The organism is Nonomuraea sp. NPDC050556, from assembly GCF_044457355.1.
Taxonomy (GTDB): Bacteria; Actinomycetota; Actinomycetes; order Streptosporangiales; family Streptosporangiaceae; genus Nonomuraea.
In genome coordinates this window covers 287,684-305,955 of the sequence record NZ_JBITGU010000006.1, presented here as the reverse complement: position 1 = coordinate 305,955, position 18,272 = coordinate 287,684, and the positions used below count along the sequence as shown (strand labels likewise).

18 protein-coding genes are annotated in these 18,272 nt (G+C 68.8%); 11 read left to right on the top strand and 7 right to left on the bottom strand.

Annotated features, from left to right (window positions below; translation table 11 throughout):
* Positions 1-100 precede the first annotated feature (100 nt).
* Genes ACIBG8_RS48215 through ACIBG8_RS48195 form a run of 5 tightly spaced genes read right to left on the bottom strand, consistent with a single transcriptional unit; the run spans position 101 to position 4,002 of the window.
* Positions 101-964 (bottom strand): hypothetical protein, encoded by an 864-nt coding sequence (locus ACIBG8_RS48215; RefSeq protein WP_397350062.1) that lies wholly within the window; start codon positions 962-964, stop codon positions 101-103.
* Between the two features lie 33 nt (positions 965-997).
* Positions 998-1,882 (bottom strand): hypothetical protein, encoded by an 885-nt coding sequence (locus tag ACIBG8_RS48210; RefSeq protein ID WP_397350061.1) that lies wholly within the window; start codon positions 1,880-1,882, stop codon positions 998-1,000.
* Positions 1,879-2,214, bottom strand: coding sequence for a PadR family transcriptional regulator (locus tag ACIBG8_RS48205; protein WP_397350060.1), 336 nt, complete (start codon positions 2,212-2,214; stop codon positions 1,879-1,881). The genes ACIBG8_RS48210 and ACIBG8_RS48205 overlap by 4 nt, the downstream gene beginning before the upstream one ends.
* Before the next feature lie 36 nt (positions 2,215-2,250).
* On the bottom strand, positions 2,251-3,090 hold the full coding sequence (locus tag ACIBG8_RS48200; RefSeq protein WP_397350059.1) for a hypothetical protein: 840 nt from the start codon (positions 3,088-3,090) through the stop codon (positions 2,251-2,253).
* Between the two features lie 27 nt (positions 3,091-3,117).
* Positions 3,118-4,002: a hypothetical protein gene (locus ACIBG8_RS48195; protein WP_397350057.1), complete on the bottom strand. Its 885-nt coding sequence runs from the start codon at positions 4,000-4,002 to the stop codon at positions 3,118-3,120.
* An 837-nt stretch (positions 4,003-4,839) separates the two neighbouring features.
* Between ACIBG8_RS48195 and ACIBG8_RS48190 the strand changes: the two genes are divergently transcribed.
* The 11 genes from ACIBG8_RS48190 to ACIBG8_RS48140 all read left to right on the top strand — a co-directional run bounded on the left by ACIBG8_RS48190 (position 4,840) and on the right by ACIBG8_RS48140 (position 16,668).
* Positions 4,840-8,100, top strand: a complete 3,261-nt coding sequence (locus ACIBG8_RS48190) for a glycoside hydrolase family 3 C-terminal domain-containing protein (RefSeq protein ID WP_397350056.1) — start codon at positions 4,840-4,842, stop codon at positions 8,098-8,100.
* Complete coding sequence (locus ACIBG8_RS48185; protein WP_397350055.1) at positions 8,097-8,918, top strand: DUF1996 domain-containing protein; 822 nt, start codon at positions 8,097-8,099, stop codon at positions 8,916-8,918. The genes ACIBG8_RS48190 and ACIBG8_RS48185 overlap by 4 nt, the downstream gene beginning before the upstream one ends.
* Positions 8,919-8,932: 14 nt before the next feature.
* Positions 8,933-10,054, top strand: coding sequence for an ROK family protein (locus tag ACIBG8_RS48180; RefSeq protein WP_397350054.1), 1,122 nt, complete (start codon positions 8,933-8,935; stop codon positions 10,052-10,054).
* Positions 10,055-10,065: 11 nt separating this feature from the next.
* Complete coding sequence (locus tag ACIBG8_RS48175) at positions 10,066-10,998, top strand: hypothetical protein (RefSeq protein WP_397350053.1); 933 nt, start codon at positions 10,066-10,068, stop codon at positions 10,996-10,998.
* Between the two features lies 1 nt (position 10,999).
* A complete protein-coding gene (locus tag ACIBG8_RS48170) occupies positions 11,000-11,794 on the top strand; it encodes an ABC transporter permease (RefSeq protein ID WP_397350052.1) in 795 nt (264 codons plus the stop codon).
* Positions 11,791-12,537 (top strand): ABC transporter ATP-binding protein, encoded by a 747-nt coding sequence (locus ACIBG8_RS48165; protein ID WP_397350051.1) that lies wholly within the window; start codon positions 11,791-11,793, stop codon positions 12,535-12,537. Before ACIBG8_RS48170 ends, ACIBG8_RS48165 begins: the two co-directional genes overlap by 4 nt.
* Positions 12,538-12,552: 15 nt before the next feature.
* Entirely contained in the window at positions 12,553-13,476 is a 924-nt protein-coding gene (locus tag ACIBG8_RS48160) for an aliphatic sulfonate ABC transporter substrate-binding protein (protein WP_397350050.1), read from the top strand.
* Between the two features lie 62 nt (positions 13,477-13,538).
* The gene (locus ACIBG8_RS48155) at positions 13,539-14,084 is read left to right on the top strand and encodes an RNA polymerase sigma factor (RefSeq protein WP_397350049.1); all 546 of its coding nucleotides are present in this window, start codon (positions 13,539-13,541) and stop codon (positions 14,082-14,084) included.
* The gene (locus ACIBG8_RS48150) at positions 14,081-14,734 is read left to right on the top strand and encodes a hypothetical protein (RefSeq protein ID WP_397350048.1); all 654 of its coding nucleotides are present in this window, start codon (positions 14,081-14,083) and stop codon (positions 14,732-14,734) included. The genes ACIBG8_RS48155 and ACIBG8_RS48150 overlap by 4 nt, the downstream gene beginning before the upstream one ends.
* Before the next feature lie 216 nt (positions 14,735-14,950).
* A complete protein-coding gene (locus ACIBG8_RS48145) occupies positions 14,951-15,904 on the top strand; it encodes an ATP-binding cassette domain-containing protein (protein ID WP_397350047.1) in 954 nt (317 codons plus the stop codon).
* Entirely contained in the window at positions 15,901-16,668 is a 768-nt protein-coding gene (locus ACIBG8_RS48140; RefSeq protein ID WP_397350046.1) for an ABC transporter permease, read from the top strand. Before ACIBG8_RS48145 ends, ACIBG8_RS48140 begins: the two co-directional genes overlap by 4 nt.
* Here ACIBG8_RS48140 and ACIBG8_RS48135 read toward each other — a convergent pair.
* Both ACIBG8_RS48135 and ACIBG8_RS48130 read right to left on the bottom strand, forming a co-directional pair.
* Complete coding sequence (locus ACIBG8_RS48135) at positions 16,655-17,797, bottom strand: TolB family protein (RefSeq protein WP_397350045.1); 1,143 nt, start codon at positions 17,795-17,797, stop codon at positions 16,655-16,657. The genes ACIBG8_RS48140 and ACIBG8_RS48135 overlap by 14 nt on opposite strands.
* Positions 17,794-18,267, bottom strand: a complete 474-nt coding sequence (locus ACIBG8_RS48130) for a SigE family RNA polymerase sigma factor (RefSeq protein ID WP_397350044.1) — start codon at positions 18,265-18,267, stop codon at positions 17,794-17,796. The genes ACIBG8_RS48135 and ACIBG8_RS48130 overlap by 4 nt, the downstream gene beginning before the upstream one ends.
* Positions 18,268-18,272: the final 5 nt, after the last annotated feature.

The following is an 18,272-nucleotide window of genomic DNA, read 5'->3' as shown; positions in this document are numbered from 1 at the left end:
AGAAAATACTTCGATATGCGAAGTATCGTCAAGGGCGTCTTCATGGCACGAATCTCCTCTGTTTGGCTGAGGCGACCATACTTCGCCATGCGAAGTATGGTCAAACAAGCATGCCGAACTCCGCACTGGCCTGCCGCTCGATCTCGTCGGACTTCGGCAGGTAGGCGGCGTAGAAGTCCTTGCCGCACTCCAGGTCTTCGAGCGCCGCTTTGACCTCCTTGTTCAGGTACTTCCTGGCCTCGTCGGGGGTGAGGTTGGTGGGCTCGAAGTACTGCCCCTTCGCCAGCCCGGTGTCGGGGATGTCGTCGTTCTTGGCGATCTCGGTCTTCTGTGCCTCGAACGCCACGCGTCCCCGGTCCGCCATGGCCGTGGGCTTGTTCGAGTCGATCCGGTAGCCCTTCGCCTTGAGGCAGTCGGCCATGGTGGCGGCCAGGTCGACGATCGTGGGGTCGCCGTCCAGCTCGCGCTCGGTCCTGGCCTTGATCGCGTCGTCCATCTGCGTGGTCCAGTCCTGCAGCGAGGTGACCCGCTTGCCGGTGACCTTGGCGATGGCGTCGAGCTCGCAGGTGGTGGAGGCGTTCTGGTAGGCCTTGCGCTGCGCGGGGGAGAGCGCGTTGAGGATCGCCCAGTTGGGGTCGATGTCCGGGTTGTCGGGCTTCACGGCCGGGCTGTTCATCTCCTTGGGGTAGACGAACGCGGCGAAGACGAAGAAGCCGTACTTGGTGCGCTCGGCCTTCATGGCGGCGTAGTCGCCGGCGAAGGCCTTCCTGCGCTGCTCGGGGAGATCATTCTTATGCACGTAGGGGACATATCTGAACCCCTTCTGCTTCATGCAGTCGGCCTGAGCGGCCTCGATCTGGTGACGCTTGTCCTGCTTGGCGGGGGGTGTCCCGACCGCGGCAGGCGTGGCTGAGCAACCGGTCAGTACGGCAAGCGCCAGACACGCCAAGGTTCTCGTTGGCATGTCGCCAACGATACTACGTGGAACGAAGTATGGTCAATGAAGGGCACGGCGGCGGTGACCGTACGGCATGGCCGCGGCCAGGACCGTCAGGAACGCCAGCAGGCCCCAGTAGGCGAAGTGGGGCCGCGCCAGCGCGTCGAGGTGCTGGCCCAGAGAGACGGTGACGGCGGCCAGGTAGAGGGCGGCGCCGAACCCCCAGCGCGGGTCGTTCGCCTCGCGGCCCAGCCAGACGGCGACGCCCAGGACGGCCAGTTCGAGCGCGGTCCTGGGCAGGCTCGGCGGGAAGGGGACGCTCTCGTCCATCCAGGCGGGTCCCGCCCAGGCGGCGATCGGGACGGCGGCGAGCCACCACCACGACCGGGTGCGTGGTCGTGCCCTCCTGGCGGCCAGGGCGAGCAGGCAGCAGGCGGCCAGGCCGTACATGATGGTGACGGCTCCTGGACTGCTGGTCGAGAAGAGGGCCTCGCCGGTGAGGAAGCCGGGAAAGACCGGGATCAGCGTCAGGTCGAACAGCTGGGCGCCGCTCGCGACGGCGACCGCCTTGGCGCCCGTGACGAGGATGAACGGTAGCGCCACGAGCGGCATCCCGCGCATGACGGCCAGCAGCGCCAGCGCGGACAGGAGCGTCCAGACCGGCAGGGAGTTCGCGTAGGGCAGGAAGCCCGCCAGGTTGGCCGCGGCGATCGCGGTGACGCCCAGGTGCAGGCCGTCCCACCACGGGTTGCCTTCCGTGGCCGCGAGGGCACGCGCGCGCAGCCCGCCGACGATCAGCCCGGCCGCCTCCCTGGGGTCGGGGAGCCTGCGGTCCGGTTCCGCGGACTCGATCAGCACGTCGAGCAGCTCGTCACCGTGCGCCCTGCGGTAGGGGAGCGGGTAGGCGAGCATGATGCGGCGATAGCGCCGCTCCAGCGGCGTCATGCGGAGCTTGTGCCCAGGGAGCGCCTCATGACCAGGGACGCGGCCTCGTGCATGCGCTTGGCCTCCGCCTCGACCAGCGCGTGGCCCTCCGCGGTGATGCGGAAGTAGCGTCGGCTGCGGCCGTTGACGATCTCTTCGCGGTCGACCATGATCACGCCGCGGTCGCTCAGGCGCTCCAGGATGCCGTAGAGCGTGCCGACCGACGGCTTGACCCGACCGGCCGAGAGGTCGCCGATCTCCTTCATGATCGCGTGCCCGTGCATGGGGCCGTCTAGGAGGGCGGTGAGCACGAAGTACATCGGCTCGCTTACTTCGGAGGTACCCCTGGGCATACCTCAGACGGTATTTCGTTCAACGGAGCATTGCAACTAATCGGAGCTCATCCCGAACTCTTCGTCGATCTGCCTGTCGATCTCCACGCCCCTGGGGTTGTAGGCGGCGTAGAAGTCCGTGCCGCACTCCAGGTCGTCGAGCGCCGCCGCGATCTCCCTGTCGAGGTACGGCCTGGCCTCCTTCGGGGTGAGCGACGGCCGGTACGACAGCTCGTTGTTCCTGGGCTCCTTCTGCTGGCTCCTGCCGATGGCGTTGCGTTCCTTGAGGAAGGCGAACAGGCCGCGGTAGGGGAGTGAGCTGGGGTTGGACCTGGCGATGGAGTAGCCCTTGGCCCTGAGGCAGTCTGCGGTCCTCGCGGCGAGCTCGATCAGGAGGGGGTCGGTGTCGAGCCTTCCGGCCTCCAACTGCTCGCCGCGCCTGTTCATCTGCTGGAGGTAGTCGGCCTCGGACCTCACCGTCTTGCCGAGGACCTGCTTGGCCGCCAGGGTGAAGCAGGCATCCTTGGCGTTGAGGTAGGCGTCGGCCTGGTCGTCGGAGAGCCTGGCCATGATCTTGTCGTTGGGGTTTGCGGGGAACAGCGAGGATTTGTCGAGCTCGGGATACACGAACTTGTCGAAGACCCCGAACCCCCGTTTCTGCCGAAATTTCAACATCGCTTGGTAGTCGCCTGCGCGGCGGCGTTTGTCGTCTTCGGTGTCGTTGATCCGCATGGGGGCCACGTAGGCGACGTACTTGAAGCCCTTGCGCTTCATGCAGTCGGCCTTGACGGACTCCATCTGCTGCGCCCTGCCTTTTTGCTGCTGTGCGGGGGGTTGGGCGGGGGCTGCGCAGGCGGTGAGCAAGGCCAGGGCGGCTATCGCCAGTCTCTTCGGCACTCATATACTCCGTTGAATGTAGTACGCTCAACGGAGAGCGCGGCGGCGGTAGCCGTACGGGGCGAGGGCGGTGGCCGCGGTCATCAGGACGAGCAGGCCCCAGTAGGCGAGATGTTGCTGGGTGAGCTCCGTCGCGTGCTGGCCGACGGCCGCCGAGGTGACCAGGAGGTAGATGGCGGCGCCCAGGCCCCAGCGCGGGTCGCGGGTCTGGTGCCCGGCCCAGACGGCGAGCGCGAGAAGGGAGAGCTCCAGGGCCAGCTTGCTGAGGCTGGGGGTGTAGAAGCTGTCCTCGGACAGCCAGGCGGGGCCCTGCCAGGCGGCGATGGGTACGGTGACCAGCCACCACCACGACCTCGTCCGCCGGGTGTTGCCGCGGATCGCCAGCGCCAGGAGGCCGAAGGCGGTGAGCGCGTAGGTGGTCATGACGACGATCGTCCCGGCGTCGCCGTACAGGGCCTTGTCGGTCAGGAAGGTGGGATCGACCGGCAGGAGGGTCGCCTCGAACAGCTGCCCTCCGTGGGCGATCGAGACCGCCTTGGCTCCGGTGAGCAGCACCAGCGGAAGCGCGAGCAGCGCTTTACCCCGCATGACGGCAAGCAGCGCGAGGGCGCACATGGCTGTCCAGACGGGAACGGCCCGCGCATAGGGGAGAAGTGCGGCCAGGTTGGCCGCCATGAGCCCGGTGAGTCCCAGATGAAGCCCATCGGTCCAGGGGCTGCCCTGGGTGGCACTCTTGGCGCGTAATGCCAGGCCCCCGATGATCAGCCCGGCCGCCTCGCGGGGCTCGGGAAGGGTGCGGGCGGGGGGTGCGGTATCCAGCAGGAGATCGATCAGCTCATCACCGTGGGCCGATCGATAGGTGCGCGGGTAGGCCAGCAGTAGCCGCCTGTAGCGCCGCTCGAGTGCCGTCATGGTCACGAACGTATTACGTTAAACGAAGCATTCGCAACATTTAACCCAAACACCCAACCCTTCCCCCCTTTCCCCACCCCCAACCCCACACCCCTCCACAGCCCCGCCTCTCCACCCCTCCCAACCCCGCCTCCCGCCCATCCCACCCCGCGACTCCGCTTCCCAACCTCCCACGCCGCAACCCGCCTGCCCACCCTCCGCCCGCCCACCCGCCCGCCCCCGGTCCCGCTGTGGCTGGCCACCTCTGGCAGTTTCCGCCCGCACGTGGTGCTTGCGCTGTCGCCGTAACCGACCTACGCCTGACTGAAGGCCGAGCGTGCGGGGGCGACGTCGGGTGGGCATGCCTCGGTGGTGGCAGTGGGCGACTGGAGCGGCGCAGACGATCCTGATCTCTGACCGGCGCCGTGTGTAGCGGTTTGTTGAGACCGTCGCTGCGCGGACGGGAACTGCCAGAGGTCGCCAGCCACAGCAGGACCGGGGGCGGGCGGAGGGCGGGCAGGCGGGCTACGAGGTTCGGAAGGTGGGGAGGTGGGAGCGAGGTTGATGGGTGGGGAGGTGGGTTGCGAGGTTGGTGGGTGGGGAGGTGGGTTGCGAGGTTGGTGGGTGGGGAGGTGGGTTGCGAGGTTGGTGGGTGGGGAGGTGGGTTGCGAGGTTGGGGTTGTGGGGGTGGGGGTGGGTGGGTTAGTTTCTCAACCTCAGAAACAAACTCACATCACGCGGAGGTTCCCGGTGAGGTTGTTAGTGGTTGGTGCACTCCTGGCGTTAGCGCTTCACCCGGTCGCCGCCCAAGCGTCCACCCTCGATCCCGATCAGCGCGCCGCAGCCCTCCTCGCGCAAATGACGCTCGAAGAAAAAGCGGCCATGCTGCACGCCTCCGGCCGCAAGGTCGTCGGGGATCAGACCTGGCAGGTCCATGTCAAAGGGATCGAACGGCTCGGCATCCCCGACCTGACCATGGCCGACGGCTCCACCGGCCTCCGCGGCGGGACCCAGCTTCCCGCGCCCATCGCCCTGGGAGCCTCGTTCGATGTCGAGGCAGCCAGAAAGTACGGGGATCTGCTGGGAGCGGAGACCCGGGCCATGGGGTACGGGGTGCTGCTCGCGCCTACCGTGAACCTCGCCCGGGACCCACGGCATGGGCGGACCTTCGAGGGGTTCGGGGAGGATCCCTTCCTCATCGGAACGCTCGCCGTACCGCAGACGACCGCCATCCAGGCGCACGACGTCATCGCCGACGCCAAGCACCTCGCGGTCAACAACGTCGAGAACGACCGCGAGACCCTCGACGTCTCCATCGACGAGCGAGTGCTGAACGAGCTCTACCTGCCGCACTTCAAGGACGTCGTCATGAAGACGGACCTCGGCAGCCTCATGTGCTCCTTCAACAAGATCAACGGCGTCCACGCCTGCGACGACGACGACCTCCTCAACCGCCTCCTGCGCGACCGCTGGGGCTTCAAGGGCTTCGTCAGGACCGACGCCAACGCCCACCACACCATGAAATCCGTGGAACACGGCCTCGACCAGGAGCTCCCCAACAGCTGGACGCTCGACGACGACCTGGTCAAGGCGGTGCGCGACGGCCAGGTGAGCGAGCGGGCCGTCGACACCGCGGTCACCAGGATCCTGCGCACGATGGTCAAGAGCGGCGTCTACGACAACCCGCCGGAGCGCACCGGGGTGGACGTCCAGGACGGGCTGGCCAAGGCCCAGGAGCTCGCCGAGGACGGCATCGTCCTGCTGCGCAACCAGAACAACGCCCTCCCCCTCAAAACCCCCCAGAAGGTCGCGGTGATCGGCGCGGACGCGGCGAACACGGCGACGTACGGCGGCGGCAGCGCCAACATCAAGCCGGCCGTCAAGGACACCATCCTCGACGCGATCAGGCAGCGGGTCCCCGGCACGACGTACGCGCCAGGGGTGGACCCGATCGGCCCGGCGAGCGTCCTCCCCGGCTACGACGTCGCCCCCTCCTCGGTCATGCGTGCCAACGACGGCACCCCAGGCCTGACCGCCTCCTACTACCGCGAACCCGACTTCACCAACCGCATCGCCCAGCGGGTCGAGCCGTGCGTCTGCATCGACGACGGCTGGTACGCCGACGGCGGCACGGTGATCCTCAAGCCGCCGGGCAAGCCGCGCTCCGCCAGGTGGACCGGTACGATCACCGCCCCGGCCGACGGCACCTACAGCTTCGACCTGTCCAGCTTCGACTCGGCCCAGCTCTTCATCAACAACGAAAAGATCATCGACAACTCAGGAACCCACCCAGCTACCCCTAAATCGGGAAATGCCGTACTCAAAGCCGGACAACCCCTACCCATCAAGATCGACTATGTGATCGCGCAGGACAACGACTTCGTCGACGTCAGCCGCAAGCTCAAACTCGGCTGGCAGCCTCCAGCAGAGGCGCAGGACCCTGCCATCGCCCAGGCAGCGCAGACCGCCAAGGACGCCGAGGTCGCCATCGTCGTCGTCCGCGACTACGCCAGCGAGGCCACCGACCGCACCACCCTCGCCCTCCCCAACAGCCAGGACGCGCTGGTCGCCGCCGTGGCCAAGGCGCAGCCCAACACGATCGTCGTCCTCACCACCGGCAGCGCGGTCGCCATGCCGTGGGCCGACCAGGTCCCCGCGATCGTCGAGGCGTGGTACGGCGGAAGCGCGGGCGGCGCAGCCCTCGCCCGCGTGCTCTTCGGCGACGTCGACCCCGGCGGTCACCTCCCGATCACCTTCCCCAGGTCGCACGAGGACCTGCAGACCGCGGCCAAGGAACGTTTCCCCGGCATCGACCGCCTCGCGGTCTACGGCGAGGGCATGAAGGTCGGCTACCGCGGCGTCGAGAACCCGCTCTACGCCTTCGGCCACGGCCTGTCCTACACGTCCTTCTCCTACGAGGGCCTCGCCCTGGACCGCTCGGCCTTCGTGGCCGGGGCTGCTGCCGACCACGGCGGCTTCGACGGGCGCGCGGCCGTGACCGCCTCGTTCACCGTCAAGAACACCGGCGCCAGGTACGGCGAAGCCGTCCCGCAGGTGTACGTGCAGCGGCAGCTCAAGGGGTTCCAGAAGGTACGGCTGGCGCCGGGCGAGTCCAAGCGCGTGACGATCGCGCTCGACCAGCAGGCGTTCGCCGTCTACGAGCCCAAGGCCGACCAGTGGCGCATCCCGCAGGGTGACTTCACGGTCGAGGTGGCGGACTCGGCCATCACGCCCAAGCTCACCGCCAAGGTCAAGGTGCGGGTCACCCAGGGCGCGCCCCGCGTGGAGCTCCAGGCCCCCGCCCTGGGCGCGACCGTGGTGCGCGGAACCGTGGTGAACGACGGCACGCTGGCCCTGAACACCCCCAAGGCGACGCTCGCCGTACCCGAGGGGTGGACGGTCACCGGCGGGCGGCTGCCCGCGACCATCGCGGCAGGACAGAGCGCCCCGGTCGAATGGCGCATCGGAATGCCCGCGACGCCCCCGGGCGACTACAAGCTCACCGCCACGCTGAGGTTCGCCAAGGCGACCAGCAGGACGACCGCGACCGTGCGCGTGCCGTACCCGGACCTGAACGCGGCCAGAAACAACGCGGGGGTCACCGACGACGCCGCTGTGACCACCGGCGACCTCGACGGACGTGGCCACACCCTGTCCGCGCAGGCCCTGGCCGCCAAGGGGTTCACCCCCGGCGCCCGCGTCGAGGTCGGCGGCGCGACCTACACCTGGGCGGCCGCCAACGTCGCCACCTACGGCCAGACGGTCAGGCTGAACGGCCGGGGCAACACCCTCAACCTGCTCGTGACCAGCACCGGCGAACGTACGGCAGGCCGGTTCACGGTCCTGTACACCGACGGCTCCAGCGCGGAGACCGTGGTGCGCGCGCCGGACTGGTGGCGCGGCGGCGAGGTCACCTTCCCCTACGTCAACGCGGCCCAGCCGCTGTGCGCGGGCGGCACGCTCGACGGCACCAAGTGCGTGCGCGACGTCGGACTGAGCACCGTCAAGGTGCCGCTCGACCCTGCCAAGGAGGTCGCGGGCGTGGTCCTGCCGACCCTCGCCCCCACCCCGGTGGGACCGGTGGCGACCATGCACCTCTTCGCCATGGAGATCCAGTGATCATCCGCATCCTCGCAGCGGCGAGCCTCCTCCTGATGTCCGGAGAGACGCCCAAGGCGACCGGCATCTTCAACGTCGTCTGCGCCTACGCCAAGAGTGCCAACATCGACCCCATCGCCATGTACGGACACGTCGGTATGTCGATGAAACACGACTTCTTCGGCGCCACCCGCGTCTCCGCCACCTCCCAGGGCCCCGACCTGCTCGGCACCGGCACCACCTGCACGTCGAAGCACGACCCCTCCGCCTACTGGGCGCCGTCCCTCTACCGGAACGGCAAGCAGGTCGTGCCGGTCAAGACCAAGATCTACTACCAGAGCACCGAAGAGACCGCCAAGCACGTCGAACCGTTCCCGGTGGGCCTGCAGATGCTCGTCGGCGACAAGGCGGGCACCACTCCGCACGACGACTGGACCGTGTGGTTCAGCTGCGCCAGGGGCGACGAGGCGATCAGCGGCCCGCAGCGCGAGGCGCCGAAGGCGTGCCCGGCGAACACCGAGTTCCAGATCAACTTCCGCTTCCCCGAATGCTGGGACGGCCACACGCTCGCCGGGCGCAGCCAGCGCAACGTCGCCTACCGGACGGCCGACGGCTGCCCCAGGGGCTACCCAGTGGACCTCCCGCGCATGATCACCCACATCCACTACCCGATCAACGGCGACCTCGGCACGCTCACGCTGTCGACGGCGCCCGGCAAGGAGGCGGGCATCTACACCGCGCACATGGACTTCCTCAACGCCTGGGACCCCAAGACGTTGAAGGAGCGGGTGAGGACGTGCCTCCAGGCACAGGTCAAATGCGGGACTTTGAAGGACTGACTAAGTTTCTCACCATGACGAACAAAGTCCCAGCCACTGCTCAGGACCTCCGCGCCCACAACCGCGGACTGGTGCTGCGGCTCCTCCGCGACGAGGGGCCGCTGCCCAGGGCCGAGCTGGCCCGCCGTACCGGCCTGTCGGCCACCACGATGACCAAGGTCGTCGCCCAGCTCATCGAGGAGGGTAACCTCGCCGAGCGCTCGGTGACCGACTCGCCGGAACCCAGGATCGGCCGGCCTGCCACCGACGTGGCGCTCGTGCCCGGCTCAGCGTGGGTGGTCGGCGTCCAGGTCGGGGTGGGCGCGGTGCAGATCGGGCTCTGCGACCTGCTCGGCAGGGCCGGGTGGACGAGCGGGTTCGAGTTCGCCGCCGACGCCCCGGTGGACCCGATGCTCGACCGGCTGGCCGGCGCGATCGACGAGCTCGTCAAGGAGTCCGGCGTGGAGCGGGTGCTGGGCATCGGCGTGGCCGCGCCGGGCCCCGTCGACCCCGACCACCGCGTCAACCTGCTGTCGGTCAACGCCGGCTGGCACGACGTGCGCTTCGCCGACCTGCTGGAGGGCGCGCTCGGGCTGGCGACCGTGGTCGACCACAACGTCCGCGCCATGGCCCTGGCCGAGGCGCGGTACGGCTGCCGCGAGCGCAACCTGCTCTACGTGCACGTACGCACCGGTCTCGGCGCGGGCGTCGTGCTCAACGGCCGGCCGTTCCAGCCGGGCGTGTACGGCGTGACCGAGCTCGGCCACCTCCGGGTGGTCGAGCGGGGGCGCAAATGCGCCTGCGGGAGCACCGGCTGCCTGGAGACCGTGGTCTCCGAGCCCTACCTGGCGGCCAAGGTCGGCGCCCCGATCATGGCGGCGCTCGACGACCACCCCGAGGTGCGCGACGAGCTCGTCGACTACCTCAGCACCGGGCTGGCCGCAGCGGTCAACCTGCTCAACCCGGAACACATCAGGCTCGGCGGCATCTTCTGCGACGCGCCTGACGCGCTGCTCGACCGCATCCGCGGCGCGCTGCGCGACAAGACCTTCCCCGTCCTCCGCGACTCCGTCCACCTCGACCGCTCCAGCCTCGGCATGGACGCGGGCGTGGCCGGGGGAGCGGCGGTCGCTCTCGACCGGTTCTTCTACCTCTGAAAGGAACGCATTTGCTCCCCTTCGACCCCACCCAGGGCACGCTCATCCTGACCCCGGAACTCGCCGAGCCCGGCTACTGGGCCGGTTGCGCGGGCGTGCTGCGCGAGGCGGACCGCTTCGTGCTCACCTACCGCGAGCGCCGTCCACGCGGCGCCGACCAGGAGCGCGGCTGGCGCTGCGCGATCGCCGTCAGCGACGACGGGGAGAAGTTCACCGACGTGTGGTCGGTGGAGAAGCGCGAGCTCGGCACCCCGTCCATGGAGCGCTTCAGCGTCGTGCCCTTCGAGGGCGGCTACCGGCTCTACCTGTCGTACGTGGACCCCGTGGACAACCGGTGGCGCGTCGACGCCATCGAGTCGGCCACGATCGAGGGCTTCGACCTGGCACGGTGCACGCCCGTCCTGACCGCCGCCTCCACCGGGACCGAGGGCGTCAAGGACCCCTACGTGTTCCGGTCCGGGCCGGTCACCTATCTGTTCGCCAGCTTCGCCGCAGCGGGCGCGTTCGCCGCGCCCGACGCGCACGGCACGGCCGACATCTACAACGTGGGCGTGACCACCTGCCCGACCGGCGTCGCGACGAGCCTCAACGGGCGCGACTTCACCTGGCAGGGCGAGGTCCTGCCGGTCGGCTCCACGTGGGACAGCTACCAGGCCCGCCTCAACAGCATCGTGCCAGTTAAGGGCGGATATGTCGGCTTCTATGATGGTTCGTCCTCGGCTGAGGAGAACTATGAGGAACGTTGTGGGATCGCCGTCTCGGGCGACCTGTTCACCTGGAAGCGCCTGTCGGGCGACACCCCGTGGGTGACCTCGCCGTGGGGCACGGGCTCGGTGCGTTACGTGGACGCGCTGGTCGAGGACGGAGAGTGGTGGCTCTACTACGAGCTCACCCGGGCCGACGGCGCGCACGAGCTGCGGCTCGCGCGCGTGCCGGTGAGCTGACATGACCATCACCGCCCGCCGCCCGGCCGCGCCGGCCCGCCGTACCGCGCCGAAGGTTCCCGCGACGGTGCTCGGGGCCGTCGCGGTGGTGCTGGGGGTCGGCGCGTGGTCCGGGCTGGCGGCGGCCGGTGTGCAGGGGCTGCCGGGGCCCATGGAGGTCCTGGTCCGCGGTGGGGAGCTGATCGCCGACGGCACCCTGCTCACCGACGTCCTGGCGAGCCTGCGGCGCGTCATGATCGGGTTCCTGCTCGGGTCGGCTGCCGCCGTCCCCGTCGGCTTCCTGATGGGCTGGTACGGCACGGCCAGGGGCCTCATCGAGCCCTACGTGCAGTTCTTCCGCACCATCCCGCCCCTGGCGATCATCCCGCTCGCCGTGGTGCTGCTCGGCATCGACGAGACCCCGAAGATCTTCGTCATCTTCCTCGCCGCGTTCCTGAGCTGCGTGATCTCCACCTTCCAGGGGGTGGTCAGCACCGACGCCACGCTGATCAACGCCGCCAGGGTGCTCGGCGCCCGTGACCGCGTCGTCTTCGCCAGGGTCGTGGTCCCGGCCTCGGCGCCGTTCATCCTCGTCGGCATGCGCATCGGCCTCGGGTCCGCCTGGGCCACGCTCGTCGCAGCCGAGCTGATCGCGGCCCAGCAGGGGCTCGGCTTCCGCATGCAGCAGGCGCAGATCTACTACGACCTTCCGACGATCTTCGTCGCGCTGATCACGATCGGCGTGCTCGGCCTGGTGATGGACAGGCTGCTGCTCCTGGCCGAGCGGAAGCTGACCGGATGGCAGGAGCGGCGATGAAGATCTCATTCCAGCAGGTGTCGCAGAGCTTCCCGCTCCAGGGCGGCACGTTCACCGCCCTCGACCGGGTCTCGCTGGACATCGAGGAGTTCGTCACCGTCGTCGGCCCCTCGGGGTGCGGCAAGAGCACGCTGATGAACATCGCGGCAGGGCTCGTCTCGCCCACGTCCGGGCGGGTCGCCGTGGACGGCGAGGAGGTACACGGGCCTGGCCCGGACCGCGGGGTGATCTTCCAGCAGTACGCGTTGTTCCCGTGGCTGACCGTGCGCGGCAACGTGGAGTTCGGCCTGCGCCTGGCGGGAATGCCCAGGGCGCGGCGCAGGGAGGTCGCCGAGCACTACATCGACCTGGTCGGCCTGTCCGACTTCGCCGACGCGCTGCCCAAGACGCTGTCCGGCGGGATGAAGCAGCGCTGCGCGATCGCCAGGGCGTACGCGGTCGACCCCAAGATCCTGCTCATGGACGAGCCCTTCGGCGCCCTCGACGCGCTGACCCGGGTGCAGTTGCAGGACCAGCTGCTCAGGACCTGGAGCAGCGACCGCAGGACGGTCATGTTCATCACGCACGACGTGGACGAGGCCGTCTACCTCGCCCGCAGGGTCGTCGTCATGGCGGCCCGCCCCGGCCGTATCCAGCAGGTCATCGAGGTGGACCTGCCCTATCCGAGGACCGAGGAGATCCGGCTGTCGCCCGAGTTCGCCGCGATCCGCAACCAGGTATGGCACGCCGTCTATCACCAGTGATTGGACACACCCCCCATGAAACGCATCCTCCTCGTCCTCGTGCTCTGCCTGTCCGCCTGCTCCTCCTCCGGCGAAACCGTGAAATTTGGCTATATCGCGGACTTCAACGGCGCCAGCCTCATGGCGATCGCCCAGGAGAAGGGGCTGTGGGCCAAGAACGGGCTCACCGCCGAGCCCAAGGTGTTCACCAACGGCCCGCTGCAGGTCCAGGCGCTCGGCGCGGGCAACCTCGACTTCGGCTACGTCGGTCCCGGCGCCCTGTGGCTGCCGCCGTCCGGCAAAGCCAAGATCGTCGCGGTGAACTCGATCGCCCAGGCCGACCGCGTCATCGCCCAGAAGGGCGTCACGTCGCTGAAAGGGCTCAAGGTCGGCGTGCCGGAAGGCACCTCGGGCGACATGATCCTGCGGCTGGCGCTGGCCAGGCAGGGGCTCACCATCGACGACGTGCAGAAGGTCGTCATGGACCCGCCGACCATCGTCACCGCGTTCGCCAACAAGCAGATCGACGCGGCTGGACTCTGGTACCCGCTGATCGACACGATCAAGAAGCAGGTGCCCGACCTGGTGGAGCTGGCCAAGAACGAGGACTTCTACCCCGAGACCACGTTCCCCTCCGCCTTCGTCGCGCGCAACGAGGTCGACCCGGAGATGGCCAGGAAGGTGGTCAAGGTGCTGCGCGAGGCCAACGACCTGCGCGCCGCCGACACCAAGGCGGCCGTGGCCACCACGGCGGCGTTCCTCAAGGTCCCCGCGGACAAGCTCGCCTCCGAGGCGGCCAACGTCAAGCTGATGACCACGGCCGAGCTGGACGCCAAGACCGCCGACGGCACCGTGGTCGGCTGGCTGGCGTCGATGAACAGGCTCTTCACGTCCTTCGGCAAGCTCAAGGGCGACGTCGACCCCAAGACCTACTATCTGGGCGACGTGTACTCCGGCTGAAACGCTTTCCGGTCCTCGGTCCAAGAAGGGGTACAGGTGAGCGACGGAAGGGAGAGAGGCCAGTGCGCCTCAACGAGGACCCCGTGGCCTTTGAGGCCTTTTATCGCCGCCACGTCGATGCAGTACTGCGGTTTGTCGTACGCCGGGTGAATGATCCCCATCTGGCGGCCGATTTGACGGCCGATATCTTCGTGGCGGTTTTGGACTCGGCTCATACCTACCGCCCAGGGCGGGGCAGCGAGATCGCATGGCTGTACGGTGTGGCGCGCAACGTCGTGTCAGCCCAGTTCAGGCAGTCGGCGCGGGAGATGCGGGCAACCAGCCGCATCGCCGGCCGCCGCATGATGGACGACAACGATCTCAGCCGGATGGAAGAGCGGATCGACGCCGAGCGCCAGATGCGGCGCGCTCTCGAAGCGATGGCGGGCCTGCCCGAGGGCGAGCGGGCCGTGCTGGAGCTCGTGGCGATCGACCAGCTCACCGTCACGGAGGCAGCGGCCGCACTGGGCATCAGGCAGGTGACCGCACGAGTCCGGCTGCACAGGGCGAGACGTGCTCTTGAGAACGTCGCCTCACCATCCGCCGAGTACGTGGAGGGACAGGTATGAGCAACTTCGAAGATCGTCTGCTCAGTGCACTCAAGGAAGACATCATGGCGCCCGCGCCAGCTCCGGTCGCCCTGGAGCCCGTACGGCGCAGCCGCCGGGTCGTGGGGCTGGCCGCAGCGGTGACAGGGGTCGCCGCGGCCACCACCGTGGTGGCCTTGCTGTACGGCGGGGCCAACACTCCGGCGTTCGCCGTCACCAAGGGCGGTGACGGGACGATCGAGGTGCAGATCAACAGCCTGACGGACGCGTCCGGGCTGGCGGCTGCGCTGAGGGAGAAGGGGGTCGACGCGGTCGTCGACTACGTGCCCGCCGGTCAGACCTGCAAGCCGGGCAGGGGTGCGCGGGGCAAGGGCAACGGGGAGAAGTCCACGGTCGGGATGTCGGCGAACGCCAAGGGCGCCACGTTCTCGATCACGAAGGGGATGGTCGGGGCGGGCGAGACCCTGGTCCTGGCCGTCTCGGGCAACGAGTCGTCCGACGGCCCGTTCGCGACGTCGATCGAGGTCGTGTCGGGCCCGGTCTCCGCCTGCGAGCCGACAGCCCTTCCGGTTCCCGCGAAGGGTGGGGACCAGGGCCCCTCCACCCACGAGGAGTCGGGTGGCGGCGAGCCGACCCTGTCGACCAACGAGGGCACGTCCACCAGCGGCTGACCCTCTCCCCAAAGGCCCGGCGGCCCTCCCCGAGCAGCGAGGCCGCCGGGCCTTCCCCTCGACACCTCCTCGGGACCTCGACACCTCCTCGGGACCCTCCTGGACGTCCTTTGTGAGATTCCTGGAGGTCCTCTTGGGAGGAGGTCGTTCGTGTGGGAGGGGCGGGCAAAGGGGTTATGGGGGTGGGTTGGGTTAGATGTGCGGATATATCGGGGCATGTCCCACGGGGTGGGGGAACCGATCATCCAGGCGGAAGGCCTGGTCAAGCACTTCGGCAAGGTGCAGGCGCTCAACGGGGTGAGCCTGTCCGTAGAGCCGGGAACCGTGCTGGGTGTTCTCGGGCCCAACGGTGCGGGAAAGACCACGACGGTCAGGATCCTGTGCACGCTGCTCAGGCCCGATGCGGGCAACGCGCACATCGCCGGGATCGACGTCATCAAGGATCCCGACGCTGTCCGCGAGGTCATCGGGCTCTCCGGGCAGTACGCCGCCGTGGACGAGCAGCTCACCGGCCGCGAGAACCTCGACATGTTCGGCCGCCTCTACCACATGAAGAAGGCCAGAGCCCGAGCCAGAGCAGAAGAGCTCCTCGACCGCTTCAACCTCACCGACGCGGCCGACAGACCGGCGAAGACGTACTCGGGAGGCATGCGCAGGCGGCTCGACCTCGCCGCCTCCCTCGTCGTCAGCCCGAGGGTGATCTTCCTGGACGAGCCCACCACCGGCCTCGACCCGCGCAGCCGCAACGGCATGTGGGACGTCATCAGGGACCTCGTCGACGAGGGCGCCACCCTGCTCCTCACCACCCAGTACCTCGAAGAGGCCGACGCCCTGGCCGACAACATCATCATCATCGACCACGGCCGGGTGATCGCCGAGGGCACGGCGGACGCGCTCAAGTCCCAGGTAGGCGGCGAGCGCATGGTCGTGGCCGTCAAGGAGCGCGACAGGCTCAAGGAGCTCGCGGGCATCGCGGCCGCCGTCGGCGTGGGCGAGCCGGAGATCGACGAGGAGGCCCACGCGGTCACCGTCGCGGTCAGCGACGGCGCGCGCTCGCTGGTGGAGCTGGTCAGAAGGCTCGACGCCGACCACATCGAGCCGAGCGACCTGGCCCTGCGCAGGCCCACGCTCGACGAGGTGTTCCTGTCCCTGACCGGGAGGAAGACATGAGCAGCTGGCTCGTCTCCGACAGCCTGGTGATCACCAAGCGGCACCTGATCCACATCCCGCGGATCCCCGAGCTGCTCTTCTTCACCATCATCCAGCCCATCATCTTCATCCTGCTGTTCTCGATCGTCTTCGGGAACGCGATCAAGGTGCCGGGCGAGAACTACATCAACTACATGATGCCCGGCATCTTCGTGCAGACCATGGCCTTCTCCACCACGTCCACCTGCGTGGGCCTGGCGGAGGACCTGCACAAGGGGCTCGTCGACCGGTTCCGCGCGCTGCCGATGTCGCGCGCGGCCGTCCTCGTCGGAAGGTTGCTGGCCGACACCGTGCGCAGCCTGCTCATCCTCATCATCATGATCATCGTGGGTTACGTCGTGGGGTTCCGGTTCTCCAACGGGTTCCTGCCCGCGCTGGGCGGCATCGGGTTGCTGCTGCTGTTCTCGTTCGCGTTCTCCACGATCGGCGCGCTGATCGGGCTCAGCGTGAAGTCGGTGGAGGCGGCGAACATGGCGGGGATGGTGTGGTTGTTCCCGCTGACGTTCGTGTCGAGCGCGTTCGTCCCTGTGGAGACGATGCCGAGCTGGATCCAGCCGTTCGCCAACAACCAGCCGGTGACGGTGACGATCAACGCGCTCCGCGGGATGTTCGCCGGAGGGCCGATCGCCACGCCCCTGGTCCAGTCACTGTGCTGGTGTCTCGGGATCACGGCGGTCTGCCTCTTCTGGGCGGTCCAGAAGTACAAGAAGGTCAGCTCCCACTAGCGATGGCCTTCAGGTCGACGAGCACCACCTTGCCCTGGCTGGTGAAGCTGAACAGCCCGTTGCGCCCGGCGAGCATCCGGGCTGTCTCGATCCTCCCGTTCTTCACCCGGTAGCCGAGGTCGCCCGTCCTGCCGGTCTTGAGGTCGTAGAGCACCTGACCGGTGGTCTGGATGCCGTCCTTGGCGAGGAGGACGACGGTCGCGAACCTGTCGAGGGCGGGCGGGAACTCGGGGATCACCCCGGGCGGTGTGCGCTGGGGGGATCCGTCGCGCTTCGCCATCCCGCCGATCTTGTCGGTCCTGCACCAGACGACGTCGCAGTATCCGCCCTTCGCCTCCAGCTTCTCGCCGGTGGACAGGTTGACCAGGTGCCGGAAGGCATCGGGCGTCGTGGGGCTCGGCGATCCGGCCCAGGGCCACGACGCGAGCCACTGCTTGGCCGTACCCGGGATCAGTTCTGGCGTGCCACCGGTCAGCGGCGCGCGGAAGACGCCGGGCGCACCTCCTCGCGACCAGAGCACGTGGCCGTCGGCGATGTCCATGCGCACGGTGGATCCCGCCTGGGAGGTGACCCGGTGCGCCTCCCCGCCCGCGAGGGGAGCCGCCCAGATCTCCATCCGCCCCTTGCCCACGGTGTACCAGGCCAGCTGACCGTCGCCCACCGCCGGAGCGGCGCGGAAGATCAGGTGGCCCGGCGGGGGAGTGACCCGGACCAGCAGCTTGGCCGCGTTGGTGCGCAGGTCGATCGACCAGATGTCCCCAGGCTGGGGACGGAGCTCGCGCACCAGCACGGTGTTGGCGTCGAGGAACAGCTCGGGCTGGAAGAACCGGCCGTTGGGAAGCTTGGCGTCGATCGTGTGCAGCGCCTCCGGCCACACCTTCTCGATCGGCCCGCTCATCGGTCGCACCGCCTTGGGCGTGGCGACCCGTTCGACAGGCCTGGGAGACAGCGCGAAGGAGGTGCCCGCCGCGATCGCGGCCACCGTGACGGCGGCGGCGAGCGCGACCCGCCGGTTCCTGCGCCTGCGGTAGCCGGTCTCGACGCGCGCGCGGAGGTCGGGGGAGGGAGAGGGGGCGCGGTCCGAGGCCCGCCTGAACTCGGCGGCCAGCGACTCTTCCAAGTACGTCATGCGAACCTCACCTCCGGTAGGTCGGCGCGGAGCTTGTCGAGGGCGCGCGCCGCCTGGCTGCGTACGGTCCCCCGGGAGATCCCCATCAGCGCCGCGATCTCCGCGTCGCTCAACTGCTCGTGGTAACGCAGCACGAGGACGGCCCGCTGCTTGCGCGGCAACAAAGCCACCGCGTCCCACAGGGGAGAGCCCTCGTCGTAGGCGTCAGTGTGCGCGCGGTCGGGCGGGCTGCCGGTCACGTACTCGCGTAACCGCGCCCGCCAGGCGTTGACGTGCAGCCTGGTCATCGTGGTGCGGACGTAACTCTCCGGGTCGCCTTTGCGCCGCACCCTGCCCCACGCGCCGCGCAGCCGTACCAGGGACTCCTGGACGAGGTCGGCCGCGTCGTGCGGGTTGCCGGTGAGCACGTAGCCGTACCGGAGCAGCGCGTCGCCGCGCTCCATCACGAACTGCTCGAAGGGGTCAAGCACACGAC

Bases quoted from the DNA above. Each gene is read 5' to 3' on its own strand.
- ACIBG8_RS48215 (WP_397350062.1), bottom strand. From the start codon at position 964: ATGCCAACGAGAACCTTGGCGTGTCTGGCGCTTGCCGTACTGACCGGT.
- ACIBG8_RS48210 (WP_397350061.1), bottom strand. From the start codon at position 1,882: ATGACGCCGCTGGAGCGGCGCTATCGCCGCATCATGCTCGCCTACCCG.
- ACIBG8_RS48205 (WP_397350060.1), bottom strand. From the start codon at position 2,214: ATGCCCAGGGGTACCTCCGAAGTAAGCGAGCCGATGTACTTCGTGCTC.
- ACIBG8_RS48195 (WP_397350057.1), bottom strand. From the start codon at position 4,002: ATGACGGCACTCGAGCGGCGCTACAGGCGGCTACTGCTGGCCTACCCG.
- ACIBG8_RS48190 (WP_397350056.1), top strand. From the start codon at position 4,840: ATGACGCTCGAAGAAAAAGCGGCCATGCTGCACGCCTCCGGCCGCAAG.
- ACIBG8_RS48180 (WP_397350054.1), top strand. From the start codon at position 8,933: ATGACGAACAAAGTCCCAGCCACTGCTCAGGACCTCCGCGCCCACAAC.
- ACIBG8_RS48170 (WP_397350052.1), top strand. From the start codon at position 11,000: ATGACCATCACCGCCCGCCGCCCGGCCGCGCCGGCCCGCCGTACCGCG.
- ACIBG8_RS48165 (WP_397350051.1), top strand. From the start codon at position 11,791: ATGAAGATCTCATTCCAGCAGGTGTCGCAGAGCTTCCCGCTCCAGGGC.
- ACIBG8_RS48160 (WP_397350050.1), top strand. From the start codon at position 12,553: ATGAAACGCATCCTCCTCGTCCTCGTGCTCTGCCTGTCCGCCTGCTCC.
- ACIBG8_RS48150 (WP_397350048.1), top strand. From the start codon at position 14,081: ATGAGCAACTTCGAAGATCGTCTGCTCAGTGCACTCAAGGAAGACATC.
- ACIBG8_RS48145 (WP_397350047.1), top strand. From the start codon at position 14,951: ATGTCCCACGGGGTGGGGGAACCGATCATCCAGGCGGAAGGCCTGGTC.
- ACIBG8_RS48140 (WP_397350046.1), top strand. From the start codon at position 15,901: ATGAGCAGCTGGCTCGTCTCCGACAGCCTGGTGATCACCAAGCGGCAC.
- ACIBG8_RS48135 (WP_397350045.1), bottom strand. From the start codon at position 17,797: ATGACGTACTTGGAAGAGTCGCTGGCCGCCGAGTTCAGGCGGGCCTCG.